Genomic DNA, 23,350 nt, shown 5'->3' with positions numbered 1-23,350 from the left:
GAGATGGTGATGCCGGGCGACAACCTGAAGTTCGCGGTTGAACTGATCGCGCCGATCGCGATGGAAGACGGCCTGCGCTTCGCCATCCGCGAAGGCGGCCGCACCGTTGGGTCCGGTGTTGTGTCGAAGATTATTGCGTAATTAACTTTGTTGATGTTCGAACGAGAAAGGCCGCCGAAAGGCGGCCTTTTTTGCATTTGAATGTCCACAGAGCGGGGAGGAGCGGCCTTTCTTGTGTAGCTTGCCAATGTCCGCTTCTCGGCCTTAGCCACGAAGCGACCGCCCGAGGGCCACCGTCGGCCAAGTAATATTTTAAACCCCTTGGACCCATTTGCCGCGTGTTGGACATTCTCCGCTACAAAGCCATCTTCACGTCACGGGAACAGATCACGCACATCCAATCGACGCGCAATCGCGCGCCCCCAGACCGCACTCGTTTCTGTTTCGCCAATGAAACGATCAGAGTGTGTCAAAACCGGATTTTCATTCCATTGATCATTGTACCAATGATGCTCCAAGAATTTCAGGAAATATGCCCGCGCACTATTTCTTTCATCAAGGGTTTTTCTGACTTGCTCTAACCGGGCGCGCAATTTCGGGGGCATCGTATCAATCATTCTGTCGATATGTCTGTCGAAAACCCACTCGAAGCGGCAGTCTCGTGGCCGTCTGAATACCGCCAGATGCGGGACTGCCCGATCGGACCACGCGAAAACATCCCCAAGTTTCTGGCCGTAGCCACAGTCCGCAAAAGCCTCAAAAAGTGGGCCGAATTGTTCGGGTACAACAAAACCGCTACGATCCTTCGCTGAAAGAAACGCATGGCCCCCTTCAAGATTCAGTTGGTGGAGGTAAAGAAAAAACCCTTCGATGACCCAAGTCAGATCCACCTCAAGTTGGCCAGGGTCATGCAATTTCTCTCGGATTTCCTGCTCTGTGAACAGGCAGACATCGTTTTCGGTCAGCCCGCATAGTTCGTAGATATCCTCTGCAAGACCATAGCGACTATCGTACACCATGCCGAAATTCTGCCTGGACCCCTTTAATTCACCCGTGTGACTGTAACAAAAACAAATGCCTTTCAGACTGGTCCCGCCGCTGACGCGCATACCCTGAACGATCAACTCGGCAAAGAGTCTCTTTTCAGGCTCTGTGAAGCAGACGGCATGTTGCATGAAATTCAGTGTCCTCTCAACAATCCACCAATGGTACCCTCAGCTGGACTTTCAAGATATCTCAGGTTTGAGATGCTTGCGCCATTCACTAATTGCCAACATTCGTTAGGTTGCAGCATGGTCGTTAGAAAGGGCTCAATCCAGACATTGAGTATTATCCCAGCATTACCCCCTTGCCACACCCCCACAAACCCCTGTAAGACGCGCGAGTTCGCTGGGCGAATTGAAGAGCGGGATTCGGTCCCGCTTTTTGAATTTGTCCGGGGTTCGACGAGGGCAGTTGGAATGAGCCGGCTGTCGTCCTATCAACTCTCTGCCTGAAAGGGCGAATGCTATGACAAGTCAAAACATTCGTATCCGTCTTAAGGCGTTTGACTATCGCGTGCTGGATGCGTCCACACAAGAGATCGTCAACACTGCCAAACGGACCGGTGCAAACGTTCGCGGCCCCATCCCGCTGCCGAACAAGATCGAGAAGTTCACGGTTCTCCGTGGTCCTCACGTTGACAAGAAATCCCGCGACCAGTTCGAGATCCGCACGCACAAGCGTCTACTCGACATCGTCGACCCAACCCCACAGACCGTGGACGCGCTGATGAAGCTCGACCTGGCTGCTGGCGTTGACGTTCAGATCTCGGTCTAAGGAGGGTATCACAGATGCGCTCTGGTATTATCGCAAAGAAAGTCGGCATGACCCGGCTTTTCATGGAAGACGGCAAACAGATCCCTGTGACCGTTCTTCAAATGGACAACCTGCAGGTCGTGGCCAACCGCACCGCTGACAAAGACGGCTACACCGCCGTTCAGCTCGGCGCTGGTGAAGCCAAGGCAAAACGCACGTCTAAGCCTATGCGCGGCTACTTTGCCGCTGCCAAAGTGGCTCCGAAGCGTAAGCTTGTGGAATTCCGTGTGTCGGAAGACGCTCTGATCGCCGTTGGCGAAGAGCTGTCGGCTGAGCACTTCCTGGAAGGCCAGAAAGTTGACGTTGCCGGTACCTCGATTGGTAAAGGCTTTGCCGGTGCTATGAAACGCCACAACTTTAGTGGCCTTCGCGCCACGCACGGTGTTTCGATCAGCCACCGTTCGCACGGTTCAACTGGCCAGTGTCAGGATCCGGGCAAGGTTTTCAAAGGCAAGAAAATGGCCGGTCACATGGGTAATGTCCGTGTAACCACGCAGAACCTCGAAGTCGTGAAAACCGACGCCGATCGTGGCTTGGTCTTCATCAAGGGCGCTGTCCCTGGATCGAAAGGTGGCTGGGTCACCGTGAAAGACGCCGTGAAGAAGAAGCTGCCCGAGGACGTTCCGTTCCCGGCAGGTCTGAAGTCGGCTGCAACTGAAGCAAAGGCATCTGATGTGGCGGAAGACGCGCCCGCGGAAGGTGGTGAAGCATGAAACTTGATGTAATCAAACTGGACGGCAAAAAAGCCGGATCGGTCGAGCTGGACGAGGCCCTGTTCGGTCTTGAGCCGCGCGCCGACATCCTGCACCGTGTGGTCCGCTGGCAGCGTAACAACGCACAAGCCGGCACTCACAAGGTGAAAACACGGTCAGAAGTTAACTACTCGACCAAGAAGATCTATCGCCAAAAAGGCACCGGTGGCGCACGCCACGGCGCTCGCTCGGCTCCGATCTTCCGTGGTGGTGGTGTCTATAAGGGCCCGGTTGTTCGCAGCCACGGTCACGACCTGACCAAGAAATTCCGCAAACTGGGTCTGAAGCACGCCCTGTCCGCTAAAGCGCAAGCTGGCGAACTGGTCGTGATCGACACCGCAGATGCTGACGGCAAAACTGCTGCTCTGGCCAAAGCGGTTAAGGATCTGGGCTGGAAACGCGCTCTGGTTATCGACGGTGCAGAAGTAAACGAAATGTTCGCCAAGGCCGCTCGTAACATCGAAGGTCTGGATATCCTGCCGTCGATGGGCGCCAACGTCTATGACATCCTGAAGCGTGACACACTTGTGCTCACCAAAGCAGGTGTCGAAGCTCTGGAGGCTCGCCTGAAATGACCGATAAAGCTGCACTCTACGACGTGATCCGCAAGCCGCTCATCACTGAAAAAGCAACCATGGCGTCTGAAAATGGCGCAGTTGTTTTCGAAGTGGCGATCGGTGCCAACAAGCCGCAGATCAAAGAAGCTGTCGAAACCCTGTTTGGCGTGAAGGTGAAAGCCGTCAACACGTCCATCACCAAGGGTAAAGTCAAACGCTTCCGCGGCCAGTTGGGCAAGCGCAAAGACGTCAAGAAAGCCTACGTGACCTTGGAAGAGGGCAACACGATCGACGTGACCACCGGTCTCTGATCGTCAGGCTTAACTGAGAATTGAAAAGCCCCTGCTGAAAGGTGGGGGCTTTTTCTTTGGGGGATGTCGGCGATAACCTAAACAGCAAGCCAATCAAACCGCGGCGAAGGGCTTCTTAATAGAAGAAGATTTGTGGAACGGACGGGCGTCTCGCCCGTTCATTCAGGTGCAACCTGCCGGTTCTGCAGCTTACATGTACCCAGTAAATTCTAGTGAGAATTTGGTGGCGGATCGCTCTATTTCGGATCCGAACCAGAATAAATGAAAAGCCGGCGAAGCGCAAAGCTCCACCGGCCAAACCGTCGTTTATCTTCAGACCTTCACGTCGTTCTTGGCGAGGGCATGGTAAATCACGCCGCCAAGGATTGCGCCAACTACCCAGTTGAAGCCGGACAATATCGCAAACCACGGCACCCAGACGGTTATGACCGAGAAGATTGCCGCCGCACCGAATGCCTTAACGGCAGCCGTGTTCCATCCGTTATTGTAGTGGTAGATGCCACTTTCCATGTTGTAGAGCTCATCTTCGTTCAACTGTTCTTTCCGGTGAAAATAGTAGTCAACGATCATGATCCCGAAGATCGGAGCGAGCACAGCGCCAAGCGTGTTGACGAAGCCGCTGATCCCGAACTGGCTGATGAAGCTGTTCCAGAATGCGCCAATAACCAGAGCGAAGAGCGAAGTGATCAAACCAGCCTTGCGGAAGCTGATCTTGTCGGGCGACAGGTTTGCGATGCCATTCACTGCGGGAATGAAATTTGCCACCAGGTTGATGCCGACAGTGGCGGCGAAAAAGGTGATCGCCGCGATGACGCCTAGAAGCACGCTGTCCGTACGTTCGACAATCTCGGTCGGGTTGATGATCTTTTCACCAAACACAACTGCTGCGCCAGCGGTCGTCAGAAGTGCCAGCGCCGAGAACAGGATCATGTTGAACGGCAGCCCCGCAAGGTTGCCCAGCTTCATTGCCCGCTTGTCTTTGGCATAGCGCGAGAAGTCGCTGAAGTTGATCATAACGGCGGCGAAATAGGCCACCATGGTGCCAACAATCGCAATGAACCCCTTGAATTCGGTCCAGGCCGTGCCCTCGGGATTGGCAAAGATTGACGCTGTGGCCTCAAGAAGCTGGCCGTCGGATTTCTGCCAAAGCACGATAACCAGGCCGATCATCACCAGGTAAACAAAGGGGCCAGCGATGTTCAGGAAGGTTTCAACCCAGTTCATGCCGCGCCAGAAGATAACAATGTGGAAGGCCCAGACAATGATGAATGAGATCCAGTCAATACCCGTCAGACCAAGGAATTCTGCCCCGGTGTCTGCACCAGTGAACGAATGGATCAACAGCGCCACTGCCGTGGAGGCAAAATAAACCTGAACGCCGTACCAGAACACGGCCACTGTTGCCCGTAGGATAGCCGGCAGCTTGGCACCCTGGGTGCCAAGGCTGGCGCGGGCGAAGACCGGATAGGGGATGCCATATTTTTCACCGGCGGCACCGGACAGGTTGACCATCCACATGACAAACAGTCCGGCGGTGATCAATGCCGCGAAAGCCGTCCAGCCGCCAACGCCGAACGAAATGAACAGCGATGCGACAAGCGTATATCCAAAGAGCGACTGGACGTCGTTTGCCCAAATGTTGAAAATGGCAAACCACCCCCAGGTTTTTTCGTCAGCACCGACCGGGTTAAGAGTGTTCCCTTCCGGATCCATCGTGTTGCCGTGAACGACGTGTGTTTCTTCCATGGAAGCCATGCTTTCCTCCCTCAGGCCGCCACTGGGGCGGCAATTCGACGTCCATTTGAACATCGCATTAAATTGAACTTGCAGCTAACATTTTAGATGGCATACTAGCTAATGGACTAACAAAAAATTCAAGTAACACTTGTTAGCAGTAGTTGAGAATACCACGAAAGAGCCGCCAATGAACCAATCCAGCGAAGTCCAGCTTCTGGCGGATAAAGCGCAGCAAGCGCTTTGGGCCGCGTTTCGAACCGGGGAATTGCGCGGCGGTCAGTTCCTATCCATGTCGCAACTCGTTGAAATTCTTGACTGCCCGATCGCCGCCGTCCGTGAGGCAGTGAAGCAAGCCAGTTCACAGGGTTTGGTGACGACATTCCCGAAACGTGGTGTGCAAGTGATGGAGGTGAACGCTGAAACCATCCGGGAATGCCTTGATTTTCGGATGGCATTGGATCAGGAAGGTGCACGCAGGCGTATATTTGATGGTGCATTCACCGGACTGAAGGATTTGCGGACGCAGCACGACGCCATGCGAGACGCCGCCCAGATTGATTCGACGAAAACCCTGCCACCGAAGGCCATCGAAGTTGATCTGTCGCTCCATGAATTCTTGGCAGAGGGTCTCGAAAACTCGCAGTTGAAGGCCAGCTATGACGCCAACCGAATGCGCATCGCGATTATCCAGAATGCGCGCCCGTTTCTTCAAGACCGGATCGTCTCGGCTATGGAAGAACATCTCGCAATCATCCAAGCCCTAGAGAGTTGTGATGTTGAAGGCGCAGTCTATGCCATCCGGCATCACTGTGAACAGACGCTTCGTTGGTGGGGCGTTGCCTGACCGCCATATCCATGTCGCCTGTCCGCTTTTCCCACAGGGGGATAGCGATTGATCCTTCAAAGACCTGAGGGGGTGGCGTTGCTCAGCTGTCCTCATTATGGGGACATCCGGTCACGCTTTGTCGTCCCTTTCCCCCCACACAGCATTTTGACTCGCGATTTGCGCTAACATGAATAAATTAGGGCGGTTCGATTATCGACTCATCGTGAAATGAGGATTTTATCCATGCTGACCAGACGCCACTTCGTAATCACATCCGCCGCGATGTTCTCGGCCCCGATTGCACCTGCCTTTGCCGGGCCGGTGTCGAACCGTTCCAAATGGGCGGCCTATGACGCACAGGTGACGCCTGCCAATTACGACCCTGCCACGTCGAACCCTTGGGGGCTGCACCCGCGTTTTTTGCCGCAACTGGTCGAAGCGAATGCCAATCTGACGCCCGGTGACATCCACGTCGACGCGGTGGCGCGTTACCTCTATCACGTCCGCGGAAATGGCACTGCGATGCGCTATGGCGTGGCGATTGCGCGTGGCAATCTGTATGAGCCGGGTGTTTACACGATCCGTCGCAAAGCCAAATGGCCAACATGGATTCCGACCAAGGACATGATTGAGCGGGATCCCAATATCTATGGTCCACTCGCGGATGGTGTGGATGGGGGGCCGAAGAACCCGCTGGGCTCGCGCGCCTTCTATCTGTTCAAGGGCAACCGAGACACCTATTTGCGCATCCACGGATCACCCGCGCCGCGGTCTATCGGAGGGCGTGCCAGCTCTGGCTGTGTGCGCATGGTGATGGCGCATATTATCGGGTTGTATGATCAGGTCGAGACCGGCGTTACCGCGCACCTTTATCCCGCATAATGCGTCAAAGCGCGCGGGTTGCGCGATCAGGCCTCAGCCGGTTCGTCGCGCTTGGCGCAGATCGGCTGGCCCTTTCTGTTTCGAAGTGGCAGGTAGGTCGTTTCAACCGGACCCTGATGGCGATACACGAAGCACCCATCCGCGTTGTTAATTCGAACATCGCTCAGATCTTGACCCGGCCCGGCAATTGCGCGCACGTTTTCCGGTACTTCGGCAAATGACCGCGTGTTCGAATTGCCGCTTACACCCTCAGGGCTGACACAGGCCGAGAGCAGAGCCACAGCTGCGCCTGAAAACAAAACCAACTTCTTCATCATTAATCTCCCCACAGTCTTCTTTGGGGGAGGATGGTCGATTTTTTTAGAGAGGGGAAGGGGGTTGTTACGACCGAAGCTGCCGCCATCGCTGGCGGCGTTGCTATCCGGCCTTCAAAAACGAATTACTTCACGAGTGCAAATCGAGAGCAGTAAAGCCCAAGCAATTTGTTCTGAATTGATGGTACCCGCCCGTTCAAGGACTGCTTTGAGCCCTTAGTTACCACTTTGAACCATAACCAGTTCTGGAGGTTCCGCTGTCACTACATCGATAGTGTGATCAAGAGTATTCAGTTGGTAATGTAATAAATTACCGGGAAAATTTGCGGTCGCCCAAGTCGCGGCGGACACATAATCTAGAAAGTGTGATTTAGAATAACTGCGCAATCGTCCACCCTCAAAAACCTCATCAGTGACCGTATTGATGAACATTTCATCGGTTACGCTGTAACTTATGAAGTTGACGAATTTAAATGAGTAACGGTCTGATTTCGAAGGGACTTCGATTGATCGAACACCTTCAATTCCGGCTATGGTATGAGGATCGTCTAATACTTTTCCTCCCACAGCATGAAATTCCAGCAAGTTGCCAAGCACAGGAAAAATTTCAACAGTTCTCAAGAATTCACACTGCTCAATAATCGTAGCTAAAGGGTGTGTCAGATCTTTCGGAAGTTTCATGTACCTACCTTACGATGGAGCCTGTCCTGACTTTAGGTACCACAAACGAAAGTGGTCGACAGTGCAGATGCAGCGAATGTCTCAAAAGTCCCGCATACCCGCCATCCACGCATCAGGCAGTGCTCCGGCGCAGGCTAGGGTATTCTGGCTAGTAAGTGTTTCACCTGAAAACCCACGCCATCCTATAGACACCCCCAACCTTCCCTGATACATCCCCCCAATCGTGTGGCCTCGGATTCGTTCCGGGGCCCATGATATTTGGAATTTGGGGACCTTCGGGGCCCTGTAAACGAGGCAGGAAACTGCCGCAAAGCAAACGGAAGACAGAAAGCATGGCACTTAAGTCGTACAAACCGACGACGCCAGGCCAGCGTGGGCTGGTTCTGATCGACCGTTCGGAGCTTTGGAAAGGTCGCCCAGTCAAATCCCTTACTGAGGGTTTGTCGAAATCGGGTGGTCGGAACAATACCGGACGGATTACGTCGCGCCGCCGTGGTGGTGGTGCGAAGCGTCTCTATCGCATCGTTGACTTCAAACGGAACAAGTTTGACGTCGCCGCTACAGTTGAGCGGATCGAATATGACCCCAACCGGACCGCGTTCATCGCCCTCGTGAAATACGAAGACGGCGAACAGGCTTATATCCTTGCCCCGCAGCGTTTGGCTGTTGGCGACAAGATCATTGCATCGGCCAAGGCCGACGTGAAGCCTGGCAACGCGATGCCCTTCTCGGGTATGCCGATTGGTACCATCGTACACAACATCGAGATGAAGCCAGGCAAAGGCGGCCAGATCGCCCGTGCAGCTGGCACTTACGCTCAGTTTGTTGGTCGTGACGGTGGTTACGCTCAGATCCGTCTGAGTTCGGGTGAACTGCGCCTTGTGCGTCAGGAATGCATGGCCACCGTTGGTGCCGTGTCCAACCCCGACAACTCGAACCAGAACTACGGTAAAGCCGGTCGTATGCGCCATAAAGGCGTTCGTCCAAGTGTCCGTGGTGTTGTCATGAACCCGGTTGATCACCCCCACGGTGGTGGTGAGGGTCGGACTTCGGGTGGTCGTCACCCGGTTACCCCTTGGGGCAAGCCGACCAAGGGTGCCCGCACCCGCAACAAGAACAAGGCGTCGTCGAAGCTGATTATCCGCTCGCGTCACGCCAAGAAGAAGGGTCGCTAAAATATGGCACGCTCTGTCTGGAAAGGCCCTTTTGTCGACGCTTACGTCCTCAAAAAAGCCGAGAAAACCCGCGAGTCGGGAAAAAACGAGGTCATCAAGATCTGGTCGCGTCGTTCGACCATTTTGCCCCAGTTCGTGGGTTTGACCTTTGGCGTTTATAACGGTCGGAAGCACATTCCTGTGAATGTGACGGAAGACATGATTGGCCAGAAGTTCGGTGAGTATTCGCCGACACGGACCTATTATGGTCACGCGGCTGATAAAAAAGCGAAGAGGAAGTAAGCCATGGGTAAGGATAAAAATCCCCGCCGCGTGGCCGACAACGAAGCAATGGCGAAAACCCGTATGCTTCGTACGTCCCCGCAGAAACTGAACTTGGTTGCTGGTATGATCCGCGGCAAGAAGGTGGACAAGGCCCTTACGGACCTGACCTTCTCGAACAAGCGGATCGCTCAGGACGTGAAGAAATGTCTTCAGTCCGCCATCGCCAATGCCGAGAACAACCATAATCTGGATGTTGACGAACTGGTCGTCGCCGAAGCCTATGTCGGCAAAAACCTGACCATGAAACGCGGTCGTCCGCGGGCCCGTGGTCGGTTCGGCAAGATCATCAAGCCGTTTTCGGAACTCACCATCAAGGTGCGTCAAATCGAGGAGCAAGCATAATGGGTAACAAAGTCAATCCCGTCGGCATGCGCCTTCAGGTTAACCGCACTTGGGACAGCCGCTGGTATGCGGACACGAAAGATTACGGCGATCTTCTTCTGGAAGACCTGAAAATTCGTGACTTCATCAAGACCGAATGCAAGCAAGCCGGCATCAGCCGTGTGATCATCGAGCGTCCGCACAAAAAGTGCCGCGTCACGATCCACACTGCCCGCCCCGGCGTGATCATTGGCAAGAAAGGCGCAGACATTGAAACCCTGCGCAAGAAAATCGCCAAGATCACCGACTCGGAACTGCACCTCAACATCGTTGAAGTTCGCAAACCCGAGTTGGACGCCGCATTGGTCGCTGAATCGATCGCTCAACAGCTTGAGCGCCGTGTGTCCTTCCGTCGTGCCATGAAGCGCGGCGTGCAGAACGCAATGCGTATGGGCGCCCTGGGTATCCGTGTAAACGTCGCTGGCCGCCTTGGCGGTGCCGAAATTGCCCGAACCGAATGGTATCGCGAAGGCCGTGTGCCCCTGCACACCCTGCGCGCTGACATCGATTATGCACATGCTGAAGCAATGACGCCTTACGGCATCATCGGCATCAAAACCTGGATCTTCAAAGGTGAAATCATGGAGCACGACCCTGCTGCTCGTGATCGTCGCCAGGCAGAGCTTCAGGAAGGTCCCGCGCCCCGTGGCGCTGGCGGCCGTCGCTAAGGAGCCCGAGAAATGCTGCAACCAAAGCGTACAAAATTCCGCAAGATGCACAAAGGCCGTATCAAGGGCGAGGCCAAAGGTGGGTCTGACCTGAACTTCGGTTCCTATGGTCTGAAAGCGACCGAGCCTGAGCGTGTGACTGCACGCCAGATCGAAGCCGCCCGTCGTGCCATGACGCGTCACATGAAACGTCAAGGCCGTGTTTGGATCCGCATCTTCCCGGACACTCCGGTAACTGCCAAGCCCATCGAAACGCGTATGGGTAAAGGTAAGGGTTCTGTGGACCGCTGGACCTGCAAAGTGAAGCCGGGTCGCGTGATGTTTGAAATCGACGGCGTCAATGACGACGTCGCACGCGAGGCCCTGCGCCTTGCTGCGATGAAGCTGCCGATCAAATCGCGCGTCGTGGTTCGCGAGGACTGGTAAACCTGTAATTCGCTTCAGCGAATTATCAGGAGCGCGGTGTAGCGAATTTCCAACGGAAAATCGCGGGCCGCACCACGATTGAGAAAAAAGAAACCCCCGTCGAGAAATCGGCGGGGGTCTTGTTTGTGCGCTGATATGAACGCATAGCCGGACTGGTCAGTCGCAGCTAAAGCTACAACCGGTTATCGCAGTAGGTCATCCATCAACCCAATCACCTCAAGCACCCTAAACGTAGTGGGATCGGCGCGATAAATCATCTCGCCCACGCGGTAATAGCGATAGTTGGGGTCGAGTCGATAGCGGTCATAATCGGTAAAGCGACGATACGTGTAATCGTCGATGTAATCGCCAACCGTCGGTTTTGCGTGTCCCGGCGGGATGCAGGGCGGGTTCTTCTTGGCAAGGCCAGGAGGGCAGCCTTTGGCCGTGGCACCCATGTTCTTCGCATACCCCTTCCCTTGACCATGGCCCTTGCCGTTTCCGGCAAAGCTGGCCGTTGCCATCAGCGGGACCAAGACAAGAGCCAAGGTAGTTTTTGTTGCGGTTTTCATCATTTACTCCGTCCATATGTTCGCGTGACATCGTGTAAACAACGGCCAGCCAACCTGTGGGTTCCAATTGTGATGAAATTGGGCAAGACCAGATTGATATACCATATCACCCTTTGGTTTGCCTGCGCGGATTGCGGCTTTCCGCCCGTGTCGGGGACTGTCTACGCGGAAAGGTTCCGACGAAAGCGCTTACTCGCCCCACTTATAGTTAAAACTCACCGACAACCGTTCCTCGTCCCCCGTGTTCTGCATGACTTCGTGACGCAGCCAGCTTTCCCACAGCAGCACATCGCCCTCGGCCGGGTGTTTGGTGATGAAGTTTTGCAACTCCTCGCGGGCGTCTTTGCGGCGGGGTGGGGCGGCCATCATCATGGCGTGACGGGGGTCTTCATAGCGCAGTGCGCCCGCGCCTTCGGGCAGGGCCAGATAGGTGGTGCCAGAGATCACCGAATGCGGGTGGATATGCGCCGAGTGATAGCCACCGGGCTGCAGGATGTTGATCCAGATATCCTCTAGCTCCAGCGTGCGGCCATCAAGGTTGAACTCCAGATCTTCGGCGAACGCGGCGATGTGCTTGTCCAAGCTTTCGACCAGATCTTTGAAGATCGGAAAGCGCCACGGCAGGTCAGTCAAAGACGCATAGGAGGTATAGCCGGGATACCCCTCCGCCTCGCACCATTCCTGCCCCGCCTCGTCGTCCTCGGCGATCGAGTAGCAGCTGTCATAAAGCTCGTCGGTGTCGACCTTAGGGTCAAACTCGGACAGTTGAGCGTGGTAAAGGCGGGTCACGAAGAGGGAGGATATGTTTGGCATGGGGCAGGGGTACCGGATTTGTTTGGAAAAGGCGAGCAGTGCTAAGCGCCCATCGTCCACACTATGTGGAAAAGTAGGTGACTATTCCGATTGCACCTATAACTGCGATGGTGGCAGAAACTGCTTGCAATATACTAAGCGTCTTATCCACCTTGGCTTCTATTGGTTCCTGACGTTCTAGGACGATTGCCAAGCAGCGCGATGATGTTCTTGCCTCAATAGCACTGGTCAAAATCGTATAGGCATTTCCTTCATGGTAAACGGCATCTGTCATGACGCTTTCGTAGGCGCGGATTCCTTGGAATTCGTAAAGATAGTTGGGATCATTTTTATCTAATTCGCGAAAACGTTGCTCCACGGCTTTTTCGACCTTTTTCATCTCGCTCACTATCTCGGACATTGTTAGCCTTCTAAGTTGATCATCCTTGCTGACGAACCTTAGGCGCGACAATCATGCTTCTGCAATACAGTCCAGTCCCGTCGCCGAGATCTATCCGGGTTAGCCAGTTTCACTGGCCAATCGTAACTTTCCCTTGCCCCCACCCCCTAACACTCCTATAGAGCCACATCTCATGGATTCCGGCGACGGGATTCGTGTGTTTTGACATTCACCCACCAGACTTTGGGGTGACCTGCCAACAAACAGGGCAGAGCTCTCTGGTGTAAGGAAAGGAAAAGGCGAATGAACGCCAAGGAACTGCGTGATCAGTCTCCTGACCAGCTGCGTGAAAAGCTGGCGGAGCTGAAAAAAGAGGCTTTCAACCTGCGTTTCCAGCAGGCCACAGGTGCCCTCGAAAACAATGCCCGTATGCGTAAAGTGCGTCGCGACGCTGCTCGCGTCAAAACCGTTCTGAACGAACAAGCCCGCGCTGCGGCTGAGTAAGAGGAGCCTTAAGAATGCCCAAACGTATCCTGACAGGCACTGTAACCAGCGCCGCCAACGAACAAACAGTAACTGTGTCGGTCGAGCGTCGCTTTACCCACCCGGTTCTGAAAAAGACCATCCGTAAGTCCAAGAAGTACCGGGCTCACGATGAGAAGAATGCCTATAAGGCAGGCGATTCAGTCCGCATCATCGAATGCGCGCCGCGATCGAAAACCAAGCGTTGGGAAGTTCTGGAAGGCTAACATTTGCCTTCCCGGACGACTTAACAAGTCGAAACCCTGGGGGTTCCGCCAAGCATCGGCGCCCCAAAGGTCGGGAGAAACCACATGATCCAGATGCAAACAAATCTGGATGTAGCTGACAACAGCGGCGCTCGCCGTGTTCAGTGCATCAAGGTTCTGGGTGGTTCCAAGCGTAAGTACGCATCCGTTGGCGACATCATTGTCGTCTCGGTTAAGGAAGCCATTCCACGCGGTCGCGTTAAGAAAGGTGATGTCCGTAAGGCCGTCGTCGTTCGCACCGCAAAAGAAGTCCGTCGTGATGACGGCACTGCCATCCGGTTTGACCGCAACGCCGCGGTTATTCTGAACAACAACAACGAGCCTATGGGGACCCGTATCTTCGGCCCGGTTGTTCGCGAACTTCGCGCGAAGAACTTCATGAAGATCATCTCGCTGGCTCCGGAGGTGCTGTAAGATGGCTGCTAAGTTGAAAAAAGGCGACAAGGTTGTCGTTCTGGCCGGCAAAGACAAGGGCAAGCAGGGCGAGATTTCGTCGGTTGACCCGAAAGCTGGCAAAGCTGTCGTTGACGGCGTGAACATCTCAATCCGCCACACCCGCCAAAGCCAGACCGCACAAGGTGGCCGCATCCCGAAAGCGATGCCGATCCAATTGTCGAACCTGGCTCTGCTGGACAAGAACGGCAAAGCAACGCGCGTGGGCTTCCGCGAGGAAGACGGCAAGAAAGTGCGTTTCGCCAAAACCACAGGGGAGACTGTCTGATGCTGGATACTGCAAATTACACCCCCCGCCTGAAGGCCCTTTACAAGGACAGCATTCGCGCTGCCCTGAAAGAGGAATTCGGATACAAGAACGACATGCAAATCCCGCGTCTGGATAAAATCGTTCTGAACATCGGTTGTGGTGCTGAAGCTGTTCGTGACTCGAAAAAAGCCAAGTCGGCTGTTGCTGACCTGTCTGTGATCGCTGGCCAACAGGCTCTATCGACCAAGGCCAAGAAATCCATCGCTGGTTTCCGTGTTCGCGAGGACATGCCGCTGGGTGCGAAAGTGACCTTGCGCGGTGACCGGATGTATGAATTTCTGGACCGTCTGATCACCATTGCGATGCCTCGTATCCGCGACTTCCGCGGCGTTCCGGGCACCTCTTTTGATGGTCGTGGCAACTATGCCATGGGTCTGAAAGAGCATATCGTGTTCCCGGAAATCGACTTTGATAAAGTCGATGAGACCTGGGGCATGGACATCGTGATTGCCACCACCGCGCACACCGACGCGGAAGCAAAGAGTATGTTGAAGCACTTCAACATGCCCTTTAACAGCTGATCCGCGGGAAGGAATAGACATGGCTAAAAAAGCAATGATCGAACGCGAGAAGAAGCGTCAGAAGCTGGTGGAAAAATACGCCGCCAAGCGTGCTGCGCTGAAAGAGATCGCAAACGATGAGAGCAAGACGATGGAAGAGCGGTTCACCGCTCGCCTGAAGCTTGCAAAACTGCCGCGCAATAGCTCGGCGACCCGGCTGCACAACCGTTGCCAGCTGACCGGTCGTCCGCACGCTTACTATCGTAAGCTCAAAGTGTCGCGGATCGCGCTGCGGGAACTTGGCTCGAATGGCCAAATCCCCGGCATGGTGAAATCAAGCTGGTAAGGGAGAGATAGATATGAACGATCCTATCGGCGATATGCTCACCCGTATCCGCAACTCGCAAATGCGCGGTAAGTCAGTTGTTTCGACACCTGCTTCCAAATTGCGCGCTTGGGTTCTGGATGTACTGGCCGACGAAGGCTACATCCGCGGCTACGAAAAAGGCACTGACGAGCGTGGGCACCCCACCCTCGAAATCAGCCTCAAATACTATGACGGTGTTCCGGTTATCCGTGAACTGAAGCGGGTTTCGACCCCTGGCCGTCGCGTCTATATGGGCGTGAAAGGAATTCCGCAGGTCCGTCAGGGTCTGGGTGTTTCGATCATTTCGACCCCCAAAGGCGTTATGTCTGATGCAAACGCTCGCAGCCAAAATGTTGGTGGCGAAGTGCTTTGCACCATCTTCTAGGGAGGTCTGAATGTCTCGTATTGGTAAGAAACCGGTCGAGCTGCCCGCTGGCGTAACAGTTACGCAGTCGGGTCAGACCGTAGAAGTGAAGGGCCCGAAAGGCGTCCTGAGCTTCACCGCAACCGATGATGTCACCATCACCGTTGAGGACAACCAGCTTAATGTCGCGCCGCGTGGTAAATCCAAGCGCGCCCGTCAGCAGTGGGGCATGAGCCGCACAGTGGTTGCCAACATGGTCACCGGTGTCACCGACGGTTTCAAGAAAGAGCTGGAAATCAACGGTGTTGGTTATCGTGCTCAGATGCAGGGCAACGTCCTGAAACTGAACCTCGGCCTGTCGCATGACGTTGATTTTGTTGCACCGGAGGGCGTTACCGTGACCGCTCCGAAGCAGACCGAAATCGTCGTTGAAGGCATCGATCCACAACTCGTCGGCCAAGTCGCGGCTAATATCCGCGCATGGCGGAAACCCGAGCCTTATAAAGGCAAAGGTATCAAATACAAAGACGAGTATATCTTCCGCAAGGAAGGTAAGAAGAAGTAAGGACCAGACAGATGGCAAACAGCAAACGGACCCTGTTCCTCAAGCGCCGCCTGCGCGTCCGGAACAGTCTGCGCAAGCACAACGTAGGCAAAATGCGCCTGTCGGTGCATCGCTCGAACAAGAACATCAGCGCTCAGCTGATCGACGACGTGAATGGCGTCACCCTGGCCTCGGCTTCTTCCCTCGAGAAGGATCTGGGCGTGGTTGGCAAAAACAACGTCGAAGCAGCCGCCAAAGTGGGCACTGCGATCGCCGAGCGAGCCAAAAAAGCCGGTGTCGAAGTATGCTACTTCGACCGCGGTGGCTTCCTGTTTCACGGCAAGGTGAAGGCTCTGGCCGACGCCGCGCGTGAAGGTGGCTTGAAGTTCTAAAAAACCTGAGGGCGGCGTTCTCGCCGCCCCGATGATCCGGGGGCGCATTCCGCGCTCACCAGGATTGAGATAAACGGCGCCAATCCGCGCCACCATGAAAGGAATGCCTGATGGCAGAACGTGATAACCGCCGGGGCCGTCGCGACCGCGACGAAACTCCGGAATTCGCCGATCGTCTGGTTGCGATCAACCGCGTGTCGAAAACCGTTAAGGGTGGTAAGCGCTTTGGCTTCGCCGCGCTTGTCGTTGTTGGCGACCAAAAAGGCCGCGTAGGCTTTGGTAAAGGTAAAGCGAAAGAGGTCCCCGAGGCCATCCGCAAAGCCACCGAGCAAGCCAAGCGCCAAATGATCCGCGTGCCGCTTCGTGAAGGCCGCACCCTGCACCACGATATCGAAGGCCGTCATGGCGCTGGTAAAGTGGTTATGCGGACCGCCCCGGAAGGTACTGGTATCATCGCCGGTGGTCCGATGCGTGCCGTGTTCGAAATGCTGGGCATCAAAGACGTTGTTTCCAAGTCGTTGGGGTCTGCAAACCCCTACAACATGATCCGCGCCACGATCGACGGGCTGCAAAAAGAAGCCAGCCCCCGCATGATCGCCCAACGTCGCGGCAAGAAAGTCGCCGACATCCTGGGTGCCAAATCTGAAGCTCCGGCAGCTGCCGAAGCCGAAGACGCGTAAGGAGACTGAACCATGGCTAAAACCATCGTCGTCAAGCAGGTCGGATCACCGATCCGCCGCCCCGCCAAACAGCGCCAAACGCTTATTGGTCTGGGCCTGAACAAGATGCACAAAACCCGTGAACTCGAAGACACTCCCGCCGTGCGCGGCATGGTTTCCTCGATCTCGCACATGGTTGAGATCATCGAAGAGAAGGGCTGAGCTTCGGCTAAGCTACTCTTGTGAGATTGAAGCACCCCGGTCAGAAATGGCCGGGGTGTTTTCGTTCAAGCTCTGCAAATGTTTCAGAGGAACGTAAATGGGAAGTGCCGTTGTGGATAGCGAGACCGCTCATCCGAAGCTGGGTCATGGGTCTCTTTGTCGAAAAGGTTTTCGAAAGAAGGGTCCAAAGCAACAAGCGCTTTTTGCCAGTGTGTCTTCCAGTCGGCATCATAATGCCCGTCCATTTTTTCGAGGCGCAAAGTATAGCGTTTACCGATCATGTAATCGTGGACAGCGTTCTTGTTCCCAACATCCTTTGGATCCCACACAACAGGGCGGCAGCTGTAACCGAGGTTCCATGCCAACTGGATCATAAGGCCAAGTGAGATGAAACCAACAGGTTCGTACTTTTGCCCCTCATAGTTGGCCAACGCATTCAAGTGCAGGCTTGGGTCTTCGTATTGAACGTGAACCTGCGACCGGAAGCTGCGCACAAAACCGCTGTCGATGATGATGGTTTGGGGATCGAGCTGGGTCATCATCTTCAGGAACAAAGAGTGGTCCATCACATGATAGTAGACTCCCAGACACAGCACGGTGTTGAAGTTCTTACCCTTGTTTTCAAACAAGAAGTCATACATGTCGCCTGTGTTCAGCGACACTTTGTCGATGCAGCCATGTTTCGTCAGAAAGTCCTTTGCATCGGCAACCCGTTCAGCCCGGCCTTCGATGCTTGTCACGTGGCTGGCACCAGCAAGAGCCGCTGCATAGGTCCAACGACCATTATTGGCAGCGATATCCAAAACTGATTTGTTCTGGAAGGCGTCAAGGTTTTCAACGACGATACGCTTTGATCGTTCGTCCATACGGTCGCGCAAATGTGGCTTGTTGTCAGCAAAATCGGCGAAATTCAATTCCATGAAGTTGTTCCTCTGGATATGGAGCGCGGGGGAAGTGCAAAGCCTCAGGCGCTTCTGTAGCACAAATTTTCTATCAAATCTCATAGTTTGCAAATTGGGTTATCTCTCAATCAAATGGAGGTCGTATGGGGTTCGTGACCGATACCCGTTTCCCTAACGTGGTCGCCGCCTTGTCAGGTCCGGGTTGGCCGCTCTCAGCCGAACAATCCGTGCGGGCCGGGGCTGCCTGTCATGCCGTAGCGGACGCAAGACTTGCGTGGCGGTCTACTTGGGTCTATACGCCCCCGGTGGCGTGTTGCGTCACAGAATCAAAACCAAGAAAAGCCGCGTTTGGCCCCTTACGCTTCATGGGTCAGTTCCGGCAAAGGAGAAGCGATATGAAACTGAATGAACTGCGCGACAATCCTGGCGCAACCAAACCCCGCAAACGCATTGGCCGTGGTCCGGGTTCCGGCACCGGTAAAATGGGTGGCCGTGGTATCAAAGGTCAAAAAGCCCGTTCGGGTGTGGCCATCAAAGGCTATGAAGGCGGCCAAATGCCGCTCTATCAACGTCTGCCCAAGCGTGGATTTAATAAACCGAACCGCAAAAAATTTGCTGTTATCAACCTGGGTCTGATCCAGAAATTCATCGACGAGAAGAAGCTCGACGCAAAAGACATCACCGAAGACACATTGGTTGCTTCGGGTCTGGTGCGTCGCAAGCTGGACGGCATCCGTGTGCTGGCAAAAGGCGAAATTTCTGCCAAAGCCACCATCACCGTGACCGGCGCGTCGAAATCAGCTGTCGAAGCTGTCGAAAAAGCTGGCGGAAAATTGACCGTCGCAGCGCCGGCCGCAGCTGAATAAGACCTTGTGAGGGGCGACGCTGCCCCTTACATATCTTGCTATGTTTTCAAGCGCCGCCGGAGCCGGGAACGGTCCGGCGGCGTTTTACTTGGATCGAGGGGGCCTTATGGCATCTGCAGCAGAACAAATGGCCGCAAACATGAGCTGGGGCGCCTTTGGTAAGGCGACCGAGTTGCGTCAGCGGATATTCTTCACGATCGGGCTTCTGATCATTTATCGCATTGGCACCTATATACCCATTCCGGGGATCGACGGCGCCGCCCTGCGCGAATTCATGGATCAAGCTCAATCCGGCATCGCGGGCGTGCTTGGCATGTTCACCGGTGGCGCGCTGAGCCGTATGGGTGTGTTTGCCCTTGGCATCATGCCCTACATCTCTGCCTCGATCATCGTGCAGCTTCTGTCTTCCATGTGGGAGCCCCTGAAGCAGTTGAAGAAAGAAGGCGAACAGGGTCGCAAGAAGATCAACCAATACACCCGCTATGGCACCGTTCTGCTGGCCACCGGTCAGGCCTTTGCGCTGGCAAACAGCCTGCAAGCTGGTGATTTGGTCACGACCCCCGGCGGGTTCTTCATTGCCGCCTGTGTCATTACCCTTGTGGGCGGCACCATGTTCCTGATGTGGCTGGGTGAGCAGATCACTGCACGCGGCATTGGCAACGGTATTTCGCTGATCATCTTCGTGGGCATCGTGGCCGAAATTCCGGCCGCTATGGCACAATTCCTGGCGTCAGGTCGGTCGGGTGCGATCAGCCCTGCGGTGATCATTGGCGTTCTGGTGATGATCGTCGCCGTGATCGGGTTCGTCGTGTTTATGGAGCGTGCTCTGCGCAAGATTCACATCCAGTATCCGCGCCGTCAGGTGGGCATGAAAGTCTATGATGGTGGCTCCAGCCACTTGCCGATCAAGGTGAACCCCGCTGGTGTTATCCCCGCGATCTTCGCGTCTGCGCTATTGCTGCTGCCGACAACGGTCTCGACCTTCTCATCAGGCCAAGCAGGGCCCGTCATGTCGACGTTACTCGCCTATTTTGGCCCCGGACAGCCGCTCTATCTGCTGTTTTTCACGGCGATGATCGTGTTCTTCACCTTCTTCTACACCAAAGAAGTTGCGTTTAAGACGGACGAGGTTGCGGACAATCTGAAAAACCAGAACGGTTTTGTGCCCGGCATTCGCCCCGGCAAGAAAACCGAGGAATACCTAGACTACGTTGTGACCCGCCTTTTGGTTCTGGGCTCGGGCTATTTGGCCGCTGTTTGTCTGCTGCCGGAAATCCTGCGTAGCCAACTGGCCATTCCGTTCTATTTCGGCGGAACCTCGGTGCTAATTGTTGTGTCGGTGACGATGGATACGATCCAACAGGTTCAATCGCATCTGCTGGCGCACCAATATGAAGGCCTGATCGAGAAATCGCAGCTTCGCGGCAAGAAACGTGCCAAGAAGGGGCCTTCGCGTAAATGAATATCATTCTGCTTGGACCGCCGGGTGCCGGCAAAGGCACTCAGGCCCGAATTCTGGTCGACGAGCGTGGAATGATCCAGCTGTCGACAGGTGACATGCTGCGCGATGCGCGCTCGTCAGGCACCGAGATGGGCAAGAAGGTTGCCGCGATCATGGATGCGGGCGAGCTTGTCACAGACGAGATCGTCATCGGCCTGATCGACGAGAAACTGGAAGGTGACCAAGCGGGCGGTTTCATCTTTGACGGCTTCCCGCGCACATTGGCCCAAGCGGATGCGTTGGGCGCGTTGCTTGAAAAACATGGTGCCAAGCTGGATGCAGTGGTCGAAATGCGGGTGGACGACGACGCATTGGTGTCGCGGATCACCGCGCGGTCGACCTGCGGCAATTGCGGCGAGGGATATAACGATATCTCGAAGCCAATCCCGGCAGATGGCAAATGTTCGAACTGCGGCGGCACTGACTTCAAACGCCGCGCAGACGACAACGAAGAAAGCCTGCGCACGCGGCTGATGGAATACTACAAGAAGACCTCGCCGTTGATTGGGTATTACCACGCCAAAGGCGATTTGCAGTCTGTGAATGGGCTGGGCGAAATTGACGAGGTGAAGGCCGAAATCGCGGGCGTTCTGGACGCCTGATCTTGCCTGACCAAGAGCTTCTCAAGCGCCGCTTTTTCTTAGTGGCGCTTGTTCTTTTTAGGGCAGGGATGCCAGATTCCCCGACCCGAAGGATATGACGGGTTGACGCCCAAGGCAATCCCTACTAAGTGACCCCATCCCTAACGGGAATCGGCATGTGTTCGGGGGTCGCTCCCCTAGACTGCCAGACCAGAAATTCAGCGCGGCCCGCAGGACTAATCCGGCGGGCTTCCGTTGTGAAAAAAGGTTCCGGAGCTACGGAACCGCAACGAAAAGGAAAGTGACACGTGGCACGTATTGCCGGCGTAAACATCCCGACCCACAAGCGGGTCCCGATCGCCCTGACATATATCACCGGAATTGGTCATACTTCGGCCAAAGCCATCTGCGAAGCCGTGAAAATCGACCCTAGCCGTCGTGTAAACGAATTGTCGGACGCTGAAGTCCTGGCAATCCGTGAACATATCGACGCGACTTTCACCGTAGAAGGTGACCTGCGTCGCGAAACGCAGATGAACATCAAGCGCCTGATGGATCTGGGGGCCTATCGCGGTCTGCGCCATCGCCGCAACCTTCCCGTACGCGGTCAGCGTACTCATACCAACGCGCGCACGCGCAAAGGTCCGGCGAAAGCAATCGCTGGCAAGAAGAAGTAAGGGAGGGTTCGACAGATGGCTCGCGAAAAGACTCGTACGAAGAAAAAAGAGCGTAAGAATATCGCGTCGGGCGTTGCCCACGTGAACAGCTCGTTCAACAACACAAAAATTCTGATCTCGGACGTTCAAGGCAACGCAATTGCGTGGTCGTCGGCTGGCACCATGGGTTTCAAGGGTTCGCGCAAATCGACCCCTTATGCTGCCCAGATGGCCGCTGAAGACGCAGGCAAGAAAGCACAGGAACACGGCGTGAAAACGTTGGAAGTCGAAGTTCAGGGCCCCGGTTCGGGTCGTGAATCGGCCCTGCGTGCGCTGGCTGCCGTCGGTTTCAACATCACATCAATCCGTGACGTGACTCCGATTGCGCATAATGGCTGCCGCCCGCCGAAGCGTCGCCGCGTATAATCAGTATTTTCGCCGGGCTGCGGTTGTCGCGGCCCGGTTTCCGTCATTTTAACCTCGGGCGTCCTGCCCTTTGGACATCGGGACAGGACAAGTATGGAGGGACGCATGATCCACAAAAATTGGGCTGAACTGATCAAGCCTACACAGCTGGACGTCAAGCCGGGCAACGACCCTGCACGTCAGGCAACTGTTGTCGCCGAGCCGCTGGAACGCGGCTTTGGTCTGACCTTGGGCAACGCCCTGCGCCGCGTGCTGATGAGCTCGCTGCAAGGTGCGGCCATCACCTCGGTTCAGATCGACAACGTGCTGCACGAGTTTAGCTCGGTTGCCGGTGTACGTGAAGACGTGACCGACATCGTGCTGAACCTCAAAGGTGTTGCGATCAACATGGAAGTCGAAGGCCCCAAGCGCCTGTCGATTTCAGCCAAAGGCCCGATGGTTGTCACTGCTGGCGACATCTCGGAAACCGCTGGCATTGAGATTCTGAATAAAGATCACGTGATCTGTCACCTCGACGATGGCGCCGACCTGTTCATGGAACTGACCGTTAACACTGGCAAGGGCTATGTTGCCTCGGACAAGAACAAGCCGGAAGATGCGCCGATTGGCCTGATCCCGGTCGATGCGATCTATTCGCCGGTCAAGAAAGTCAGCTATGACGTTCAACCGACCCGTGAAGGTCAGGTTCTGGACTATGACAAGCTGACGCTGAAGCTTGAAACCGACGGGTCGGTCACCCCGGAAGACGCCGTGGCTTTTGCCGCGCGCATCGTTCAGGACCAACTGTCGATCTTCGTGAACTTTGACGAGCCGGAAGCGGCTGGTCGTCAGGACGAAGACGATGGGCTCGAGTTCAACCCGCTTTTGCTGAAGAAAGTGGACGAGCTGGAACTGTCTGTCCGTTCGGCAAACTGCCTGAAGAACGACAACATCGTGTATATCGGCGATCTGATCCAGAAGACCGAAGCAGAGATGCTGCGCACGCCGAACTTCGGCCGCAAGTCGCTGAACGAGATCAAAGAAGTGCTTTCGGGCATGGGTCTGCACCTCGGCATGGATGTCGAAGAATGGCCGCCTGAGAACATCGAAGAGCTTGCTAAGAAATTCGAAGATCAGTTCTGATCATCGACGGGGGCCGGGTTTCTGGCCCCCCACATGCCCGCACTTGGCGGGGAACATCTGGGC

At 55.1% G+C, this 23,350-nt stretch carries 36 protein-coding genes and 1 pseudogene; 29 read left to right on the top strand and 8 right to left on the bottom strand.

What is annotated here, in order from left to right:
- A pseudogene (gene tuf, locus MUY35_RS11305) lies at positions 1-141 on the top strand (elongation factor Tu); the annotation flags it as partial.
- A gap of 233 nt (positions 142-374) precedes the next feature.
- On the opposite strand, the gene MUY35_RS11300 reads toward tuf, so the two are convergent.
- Positions 375-1,175, bottom strand: a complete 801-nt coding sequence (locus MUY35_RS11300) for a hypothetical protein (RefSeq protein WP_248368190.1) — start codon at positions 1,173-1,175, stop codon at positions 375-377.
- Positions 1,176-1,509: 334 nt separating this feature from the next.
- Here MUY35_RS11300 and rpsJ point away from each other — a divergent pair, with 334 nt between their 5' ends.
- The 4 genes from rpsJ to MUY35_RS11280 are packed head-to-tail and all read left to right on the top strand — an operon-like array spanning position 1,510 to position 3,477.
- On the top strand, positions 1,510-1,818 hold the full coding sequence (rpsJ, locus tag MUY35_RS11295; protein ID WP_091428130.1) for a 30S ribosomal protein S10: 309 nt from the start codon (positions 1,510-1,512) through the stop codon (positions 1,816-1,818).
- A gap of 14 nt (positions 1,819-1,832) precedes the next feature.
- Complete coding sequence (gene rplC / locus MUY35_RS11290) at positions 1,833-2,570, top strand: 50S ribosomal protein L3 (protein ID WP_248368187.1); 738 nt, start codon at positions 1,833-1,835, stop codon at positions 2,568-2,570.
- Positions 2,567-3,184 (top strand): 50S ribosomal protein L4, encoded by a 618-nt coding sequence (gene rplD / locus MUY35_RS11285; protein WP_248368184.1) that lies wholly within the window; start codon positions 2,567-2,569, stop codon positions 3,182-3,184. Before rplC ends, rplD begins: the two co-directional genes overlap by 4 nt.
- Positions 3,181-3,477, top strand: a complete 297-nt coding sequence (locus MUY35_RS11280) for a 50S ribosomal protein L23 (RefSeq protein ID WP_248368181.1) — start codon at positions 3,181-3,183, stop codon at positions 3,475-3,477. Before rplD ends, MUY35_RS11280 begins: the two co-directional genes overlap by 4 nt.
- Before the next feature lie 312 nt (positions 3,478-3,789).
- Here MUY35_RS11280 and MUY35_RS11275 read toward each other — a convergent pair whose 3' ends face one another.
- Positions 3,790-5,232, bottom strand: coding sequence for an NCS1 family nucleobase:cation symporter-1 (locus tag MUY35_RS11275; RefSeq protein ID WP_248368173.1), 1,443 nt, complete (start codon positions 5,230-5,232; stop codon positions 3,790-3,792).
- A gap of 169 nt (positions 5,233-5,401) precedes the next feature.
- Between MUY35_RS11275 and MUY35_RS11270 the strand changes: the two genes are divergently transcribed.
- Positions 5,402-6,058 carry a GntR family transcriptional regulator gene (locus MUY35_RS11270; protein WP_248368171.1) on the top strand — a complete coding sequence of 219 codons (657 nt, stop codon included), beginning with the start codon at positions 5,402-5,404 and terminating at the stop codon, positions 6,056-6,058.
- 225 nt (positions 6,059-6,283) lie between these two features.
- On the top strand, positions 6,284-6,922 hold the full coding sequence (locus MUY35_RS11265; RefSeq protein WP_248368169.1) for a L,D-transpeptidase: 639 nt from the start codon (positions 6,284-6,286) through the stop codon (positions 6,920-6,922).
- Positions 6,923-6,948: 26 nt separating this feature from the next.
- Here the strand turns inward: MUY35_RS11265 and MUY35_RS11260 are convergent, their stop codons facing one another.
- Positions 6,949-7,236 (bottom strand): hypothetical protein, encoded by a 288-nt coding sequence (locus MUY35_RS11260; RefSeq protein WP_248368167.1) that lies wholly within the window; start codon positions 7,234-7,236, stop codon positions 6,949-6,951.
- A gap of 216 nt (positions 7,237-7,452) precedes the next feature.
- Positions 7,453-7,917 carry a hypothetical protein gene (locus MUY35_RS11255; protein ID WP_248368164.1) on the bottom strand — a complete coding sequence of 155 codons (465 nt, stop codon included), beginning with the start codon at positions 7,915-7,917 and terminating at the stop codon, positions 7,453-7,455.
- A 332-nt stretch (positions 7,918-8,249) separates the two neighbouring features.
- Between MUY35_RS11255 and rplB the strand changes: the two genes are divergently transcribed.
- From rplB to rplP, 5 genes are read left to right on the top strand one after another with little or no spacing between them, the layout of a single operon-like run.
- Entirely contained in the window at positions 8,250-9,092 is an 843-nt protein-coding gene (rplB, locus tag MUY35_RS11250; RefSeq protein ID WP_248368161.1) for a 50S ribosomal protein L2, read from the top strand.
- Positions 9,093-9,095: 3 nt separating this feature from the next.
- Positions 9,096-9,374, top strand: coding sequence for a 30S ribosomal protein S19 (gene rpsS / locus MUY35_RS11245; protein ID WP_248368159.1), 279 nt, complete (start codon positions 9,096-9,098; stop codon positions 9,372-9,374).
- A 3-nt stretch (positions 9,375-9,377) separates the two neighbouring features.
- Entirely contained in the window at positions 9,378-9,758 is a 381-nt protein-coding gene (gene rplV, locus MUY35_RS11240; RefSeq protein ID WP_248368155.1) for a 50S ribosomal protein L22, read from the top strand.
- A complete protein-coding gene (gene rpsC, locus MUY35_RS11235) occupies positions 9,758-10,465 on the top strand; it encodes a 30S ribosomal protein S3 (RefSeq protein ID WP_248368152.1) in 708 nt (235 codons plus the stop codon). Before rplV ends, rpsC begins: the two co-directional genes overlap by 1 nt.
- Before the next feature lie 12 nt (positions 10,466-10,477).
- On the top strand, positions 10,478-10,891 hold the full coding sequence (gene rplP, locus MUY35_RS11230) for a 50S ribosomal protein L16 (RefSeq protein WP_248368136.1): 414 nt from the start codon (positions 10,478-10,480) through the stop codon (positions 10,889-10,891).
- Positions 10,892-11,073: 182 nt separating this feature from the next.
- Here the strand turns inward: rplP and MUY35_RS11225 are convergent, their stop codons facing one another.
- The 3 genes from MUY35_RS11225 to MUY35_RS11215 all read right to left on the bottom strand — a co-directional run bounded on the left by MUY35_RS11225 (position 11,074) and on the right by MUY35_RS11215 (position 12,655).
- The gene (locus MUY35_RS11225) at positions 11,074-11,442 is read right to left on the bottom strand and encodes a hypothetical protein (protein WP_248368134.1); all 369 of its coding nucleotides are present in this window, start codon (positions 11,440-11,442) and stop codon (positions 11,074-11,076) included.
- Between the two features lie 189 nt (positions 11,443-11,631).
- Positions 11,632-12,255 carry a TIGR02466 family protein gene (locus MUY35_RS11220; protein WP_248368132.1) on the bottom strand — a complete coding sequence of 208 codons (624 nt, stop codon included), beginning with the start codon at positions 12,253-12,255 and terminating at the stop codon, positions 11,632-11,634.
- A 61-nt stretch (positions 12,256-12,316) separates the two neighbouring features.
- The gene (locus tag MUY35_RS11215) at positions 12,317-12,655 is read right to left on the bottom strand and encodes a hypothetical protein (RefSeq protein WP_248368128.1); all 339 of its coding nucleotides are present in this window, start codon (positions 12,653-12,655) and stop codon (positions 12,317-12,319) included.
- Positions 12,656-12,937: 282 nt separating this feature from the next.
- On the opposite strand from MUY35_RS11215, the gene rpmC reads away from it, so the two are divergent.
- The 11 genes from rpmC to rpmD all read left to right on the top strand — a co-directional run bounded on the left by rpmC (position 12,938) and on the right by rpmD (position 17,233).
- Positions 12,938-13,138 (top strand): 50S ribosomal protein L29, encoded by a 201-nt coding sequence (rpmC, locus tag MUY35_RS11210; RefSeq protein WP_248368126.1) that lies wholly within the window; start codon positions 12,938-12,940, stop codon positions 13,136-13,138.
- Positions 13,139-13,152: 14 nt separating this feature from the next.
- A complete protein-coding gene (gene rpsQ, locus MUY35_RS11205; RefSeq protein ID WP_248368124.1) occupies positions 13,153-13,383 on the top strand; it encodes a 30S ribosomal protein S17 in 231 nt (76 codons plus the stop codon).
- A gap of 84 nt (positions 13,384-13,467) precedes the next feature.
- Complete coding sequence (rplN, locus tag MUY35_RS11200) at positions 13,468-13,836, top strand: 50S ribosomal protein L14 (protein ID WP_248368122.1); 369 nt, start codon at positions 13,468-13,470, stop codon at positions 13,834-13,836.
- 1 nt (position 13,837) lies between these two features.
- Positions 13,838-14,143: a 50S ribosomal protein L24 gene (gene rplX, locus MUY35_RS11195; protein WP_248368120.1), complete on the top strand. Its 306-nt coding sequence runs from the start codon at positions 13,838-13,840 to the stop codon at positions 14,141-14,143.
- A complete protein-coding gene (gene rplE / locus MUY35_RS11190) occupies positions 14,143-14,706 on the top strand; it encodes a 50S ribosomal protein L5 (RefSeq protein WP_248368118.1) in 564 nt (187 codons plus the stop codon). Before rplX ends, rplE begins: the two co-directional genes overlap by 1 nt.
- 19 nt (positions 14,707-14,725) lie before the next feature.
- A complete protein-coding gene (rpsN, locus tag MUY35_RS11185) occupies positions 14,726-15,031 on the top strand; it encodes a 30S ribosomal protein S14 (RefSeq protein ID WP_248368116.1) in 306 nt (101 codons plus the stop codon).
- 13 nt (positions 15,032-15,044) lie between these two features.
- The gene (gene rpsH, locus MUY35_RS11180; RefSeq protein WP_248368105.1) at positions 15,045-15,437 is read left to right on the top strand and encodes a 30S ribosomal protein S8; all 393 of its coding nucleotides are present in this window, start codon (positions 15,045-15,047) and stop codon (positions 15,435-15,437) included.
- A gap of 10 nt (positions 15,438-15,447) precedes the next feature.
- Positions 15,448-15,981, top strand: a complete 534-nt coding sequence (rplF, locus tag MUY35_RS11175) for a 50S ribosomal protein L6 (protein ID WP_248368102.1) — start codon at positions 15,448-15,450, stop codon at positions 15,979-15,981.
- Positions 15,982-15,992: 11 nt separating this feature from the next.
- Entirely contained in the window at positions 15,993-16,352 is a 360-nt protein-coding gene (rplR, locus tag MUY35_RS11170; protein WP_248368100.1) for a 50S ribosomal protein L18, read from the top strand.
- Between the two features lie 110 nt (positions 16,353-16,462).
- Positions 16,463-17,032: a 30S ribosomal protein S5 gene (gene rpsE / locus MUY35_RS11165; protein ID WP_248368098.1), complete on the top strand. Its 570-nt coding sequence runs from the start codon at positions 16,463-16,465 to the stop codon at positions 17,030-17,032.
- A gap of 12 nt (positions 17,033-17,044) precedes the next feature.
- Positions 17,045-17,233, top strand: a complete 189-nt coding sequence (gene rpmD / locus MUY35_RS11160; RefSeq protein WP_248368089.1) for a 50S ribosomal protein L30 — start codon at positions 17,045-17,047, stop codon at positions 17,231-17,233.
- Between the two features lie 83 nt (positions 17,234-17,316).
- Here rpmD and MUY35_RS11155 read toward each other — a convergent pair whose 3' ends face one another.
- Positions 17,317-18,153 (bottom strand): class I SAM-dependent methyltransferase, encoded by an 837-nt coding sequence (locus tag MUY35_RS11155; RefSeq protein WP_248368087.1) that lies wholly within the window; start codon positions 18,151-18,153, stop codon positions 17,317-17,319.
- Between the two features lie 377 nt (positions 18,154-18,530).
- Here MUY35_RS11155 and rplO point away from each other — a divergent pair, with 377 nt between their 5' ends.
- The 6 genes from rplO to MUY35_RS11125 all read left to right on the top strand — a co-directional run bounded on the left by rplO (position 18,531) and on the right by MUY35_RS11125 (position 23,287).
- Positions 18,531-19,001, top strand: a complete 471-nt coding sequence (rplO, locus tag MUY35_RS11150) for a 50S ribosomal protein L15 (RefSeq protein ID WP_248368085.1) — start codon at positions 18,531-18,533, stop codon at positions 18,999-19,001.
- A gap of 106 nt (positions 19,002-19,107) precedes the next feature.
- On the top strand, positions 19,108-20,463 hold the full coding sequence (gene secY, locus MUY35_RS11145) for a preprotein translocase subunit SecY (RefSeq protein WP_248368081.1): 1,356 nt from the start codon (positions 19,108-19,110) through the stop codon (positions 20,461-20,463).
- Entirely contained in the window at positions 20,460-21,104 is a 645-nt protein-coding gene (locus MUY35_RS11140; RefSeq protein ID WP_248368078.1) for an adenylate kinase, read from the top strand. Before secY ends, MUY35_RS11140 begins: the two co-directional genes overlap by 4 nt.
- 287 nt (positions 21,105-21,391) lie before the next feature.
- Positions 21,392-21,760, top strand: coding sequence for a 30S ribosomal protein S13 (gene rpsM, locus MUY35_RS11135; RefSeq protein WP_248368076.1), 369 nt, complete (start codon positions 21,392-21,394; stop codon positions 21,758-21,760).
- A 15-nt stretch (positions 21,761-21,775) separates the two neighbouring features.
- Entirely contained in the window at positions 21,776-22,165 is a 390-nt protein-coding gene (gene rpsK / locus MUY35_RS11130) for a 30S ribosomal protein S11 (protein WP_248368072.1), read from the top strand.
- A gap of 105 nt (positions 22,166-22,270) precedes the next feature.
- Positions 22,271-23,287 carry a DNA-directed RNA polymerase subunit alpha gene (locus MUY35_RS11125; protein WP_091431958.1) on the top strand — a complete coding sequence of 339 codons (1,017 nt, stop codon included), beginning with the start codon at positions 22,271-22,273 and terminating at the stop codon, positions 23,285-23,287.
- The last annotated feature ends 63 nt before the right edge of the window (positions 23,288-23,350 follow it).

It is taken from the genome of Aliiroseovarius sp. S1339 (assembly GCF_023195695.1).
Taxonomy (GTDB): domain Bacteria; phylum Pseudomonadota; class Alphaproteobacteria; order Rhodobacterales; family Rhodobacteraceae; genus Aliiroseovarius.
The sequence above is the reverse complement of the archived record's forward strand: the minus strand, read 5'-3'. Positions and strand labels throughout refer to the sequence as shown.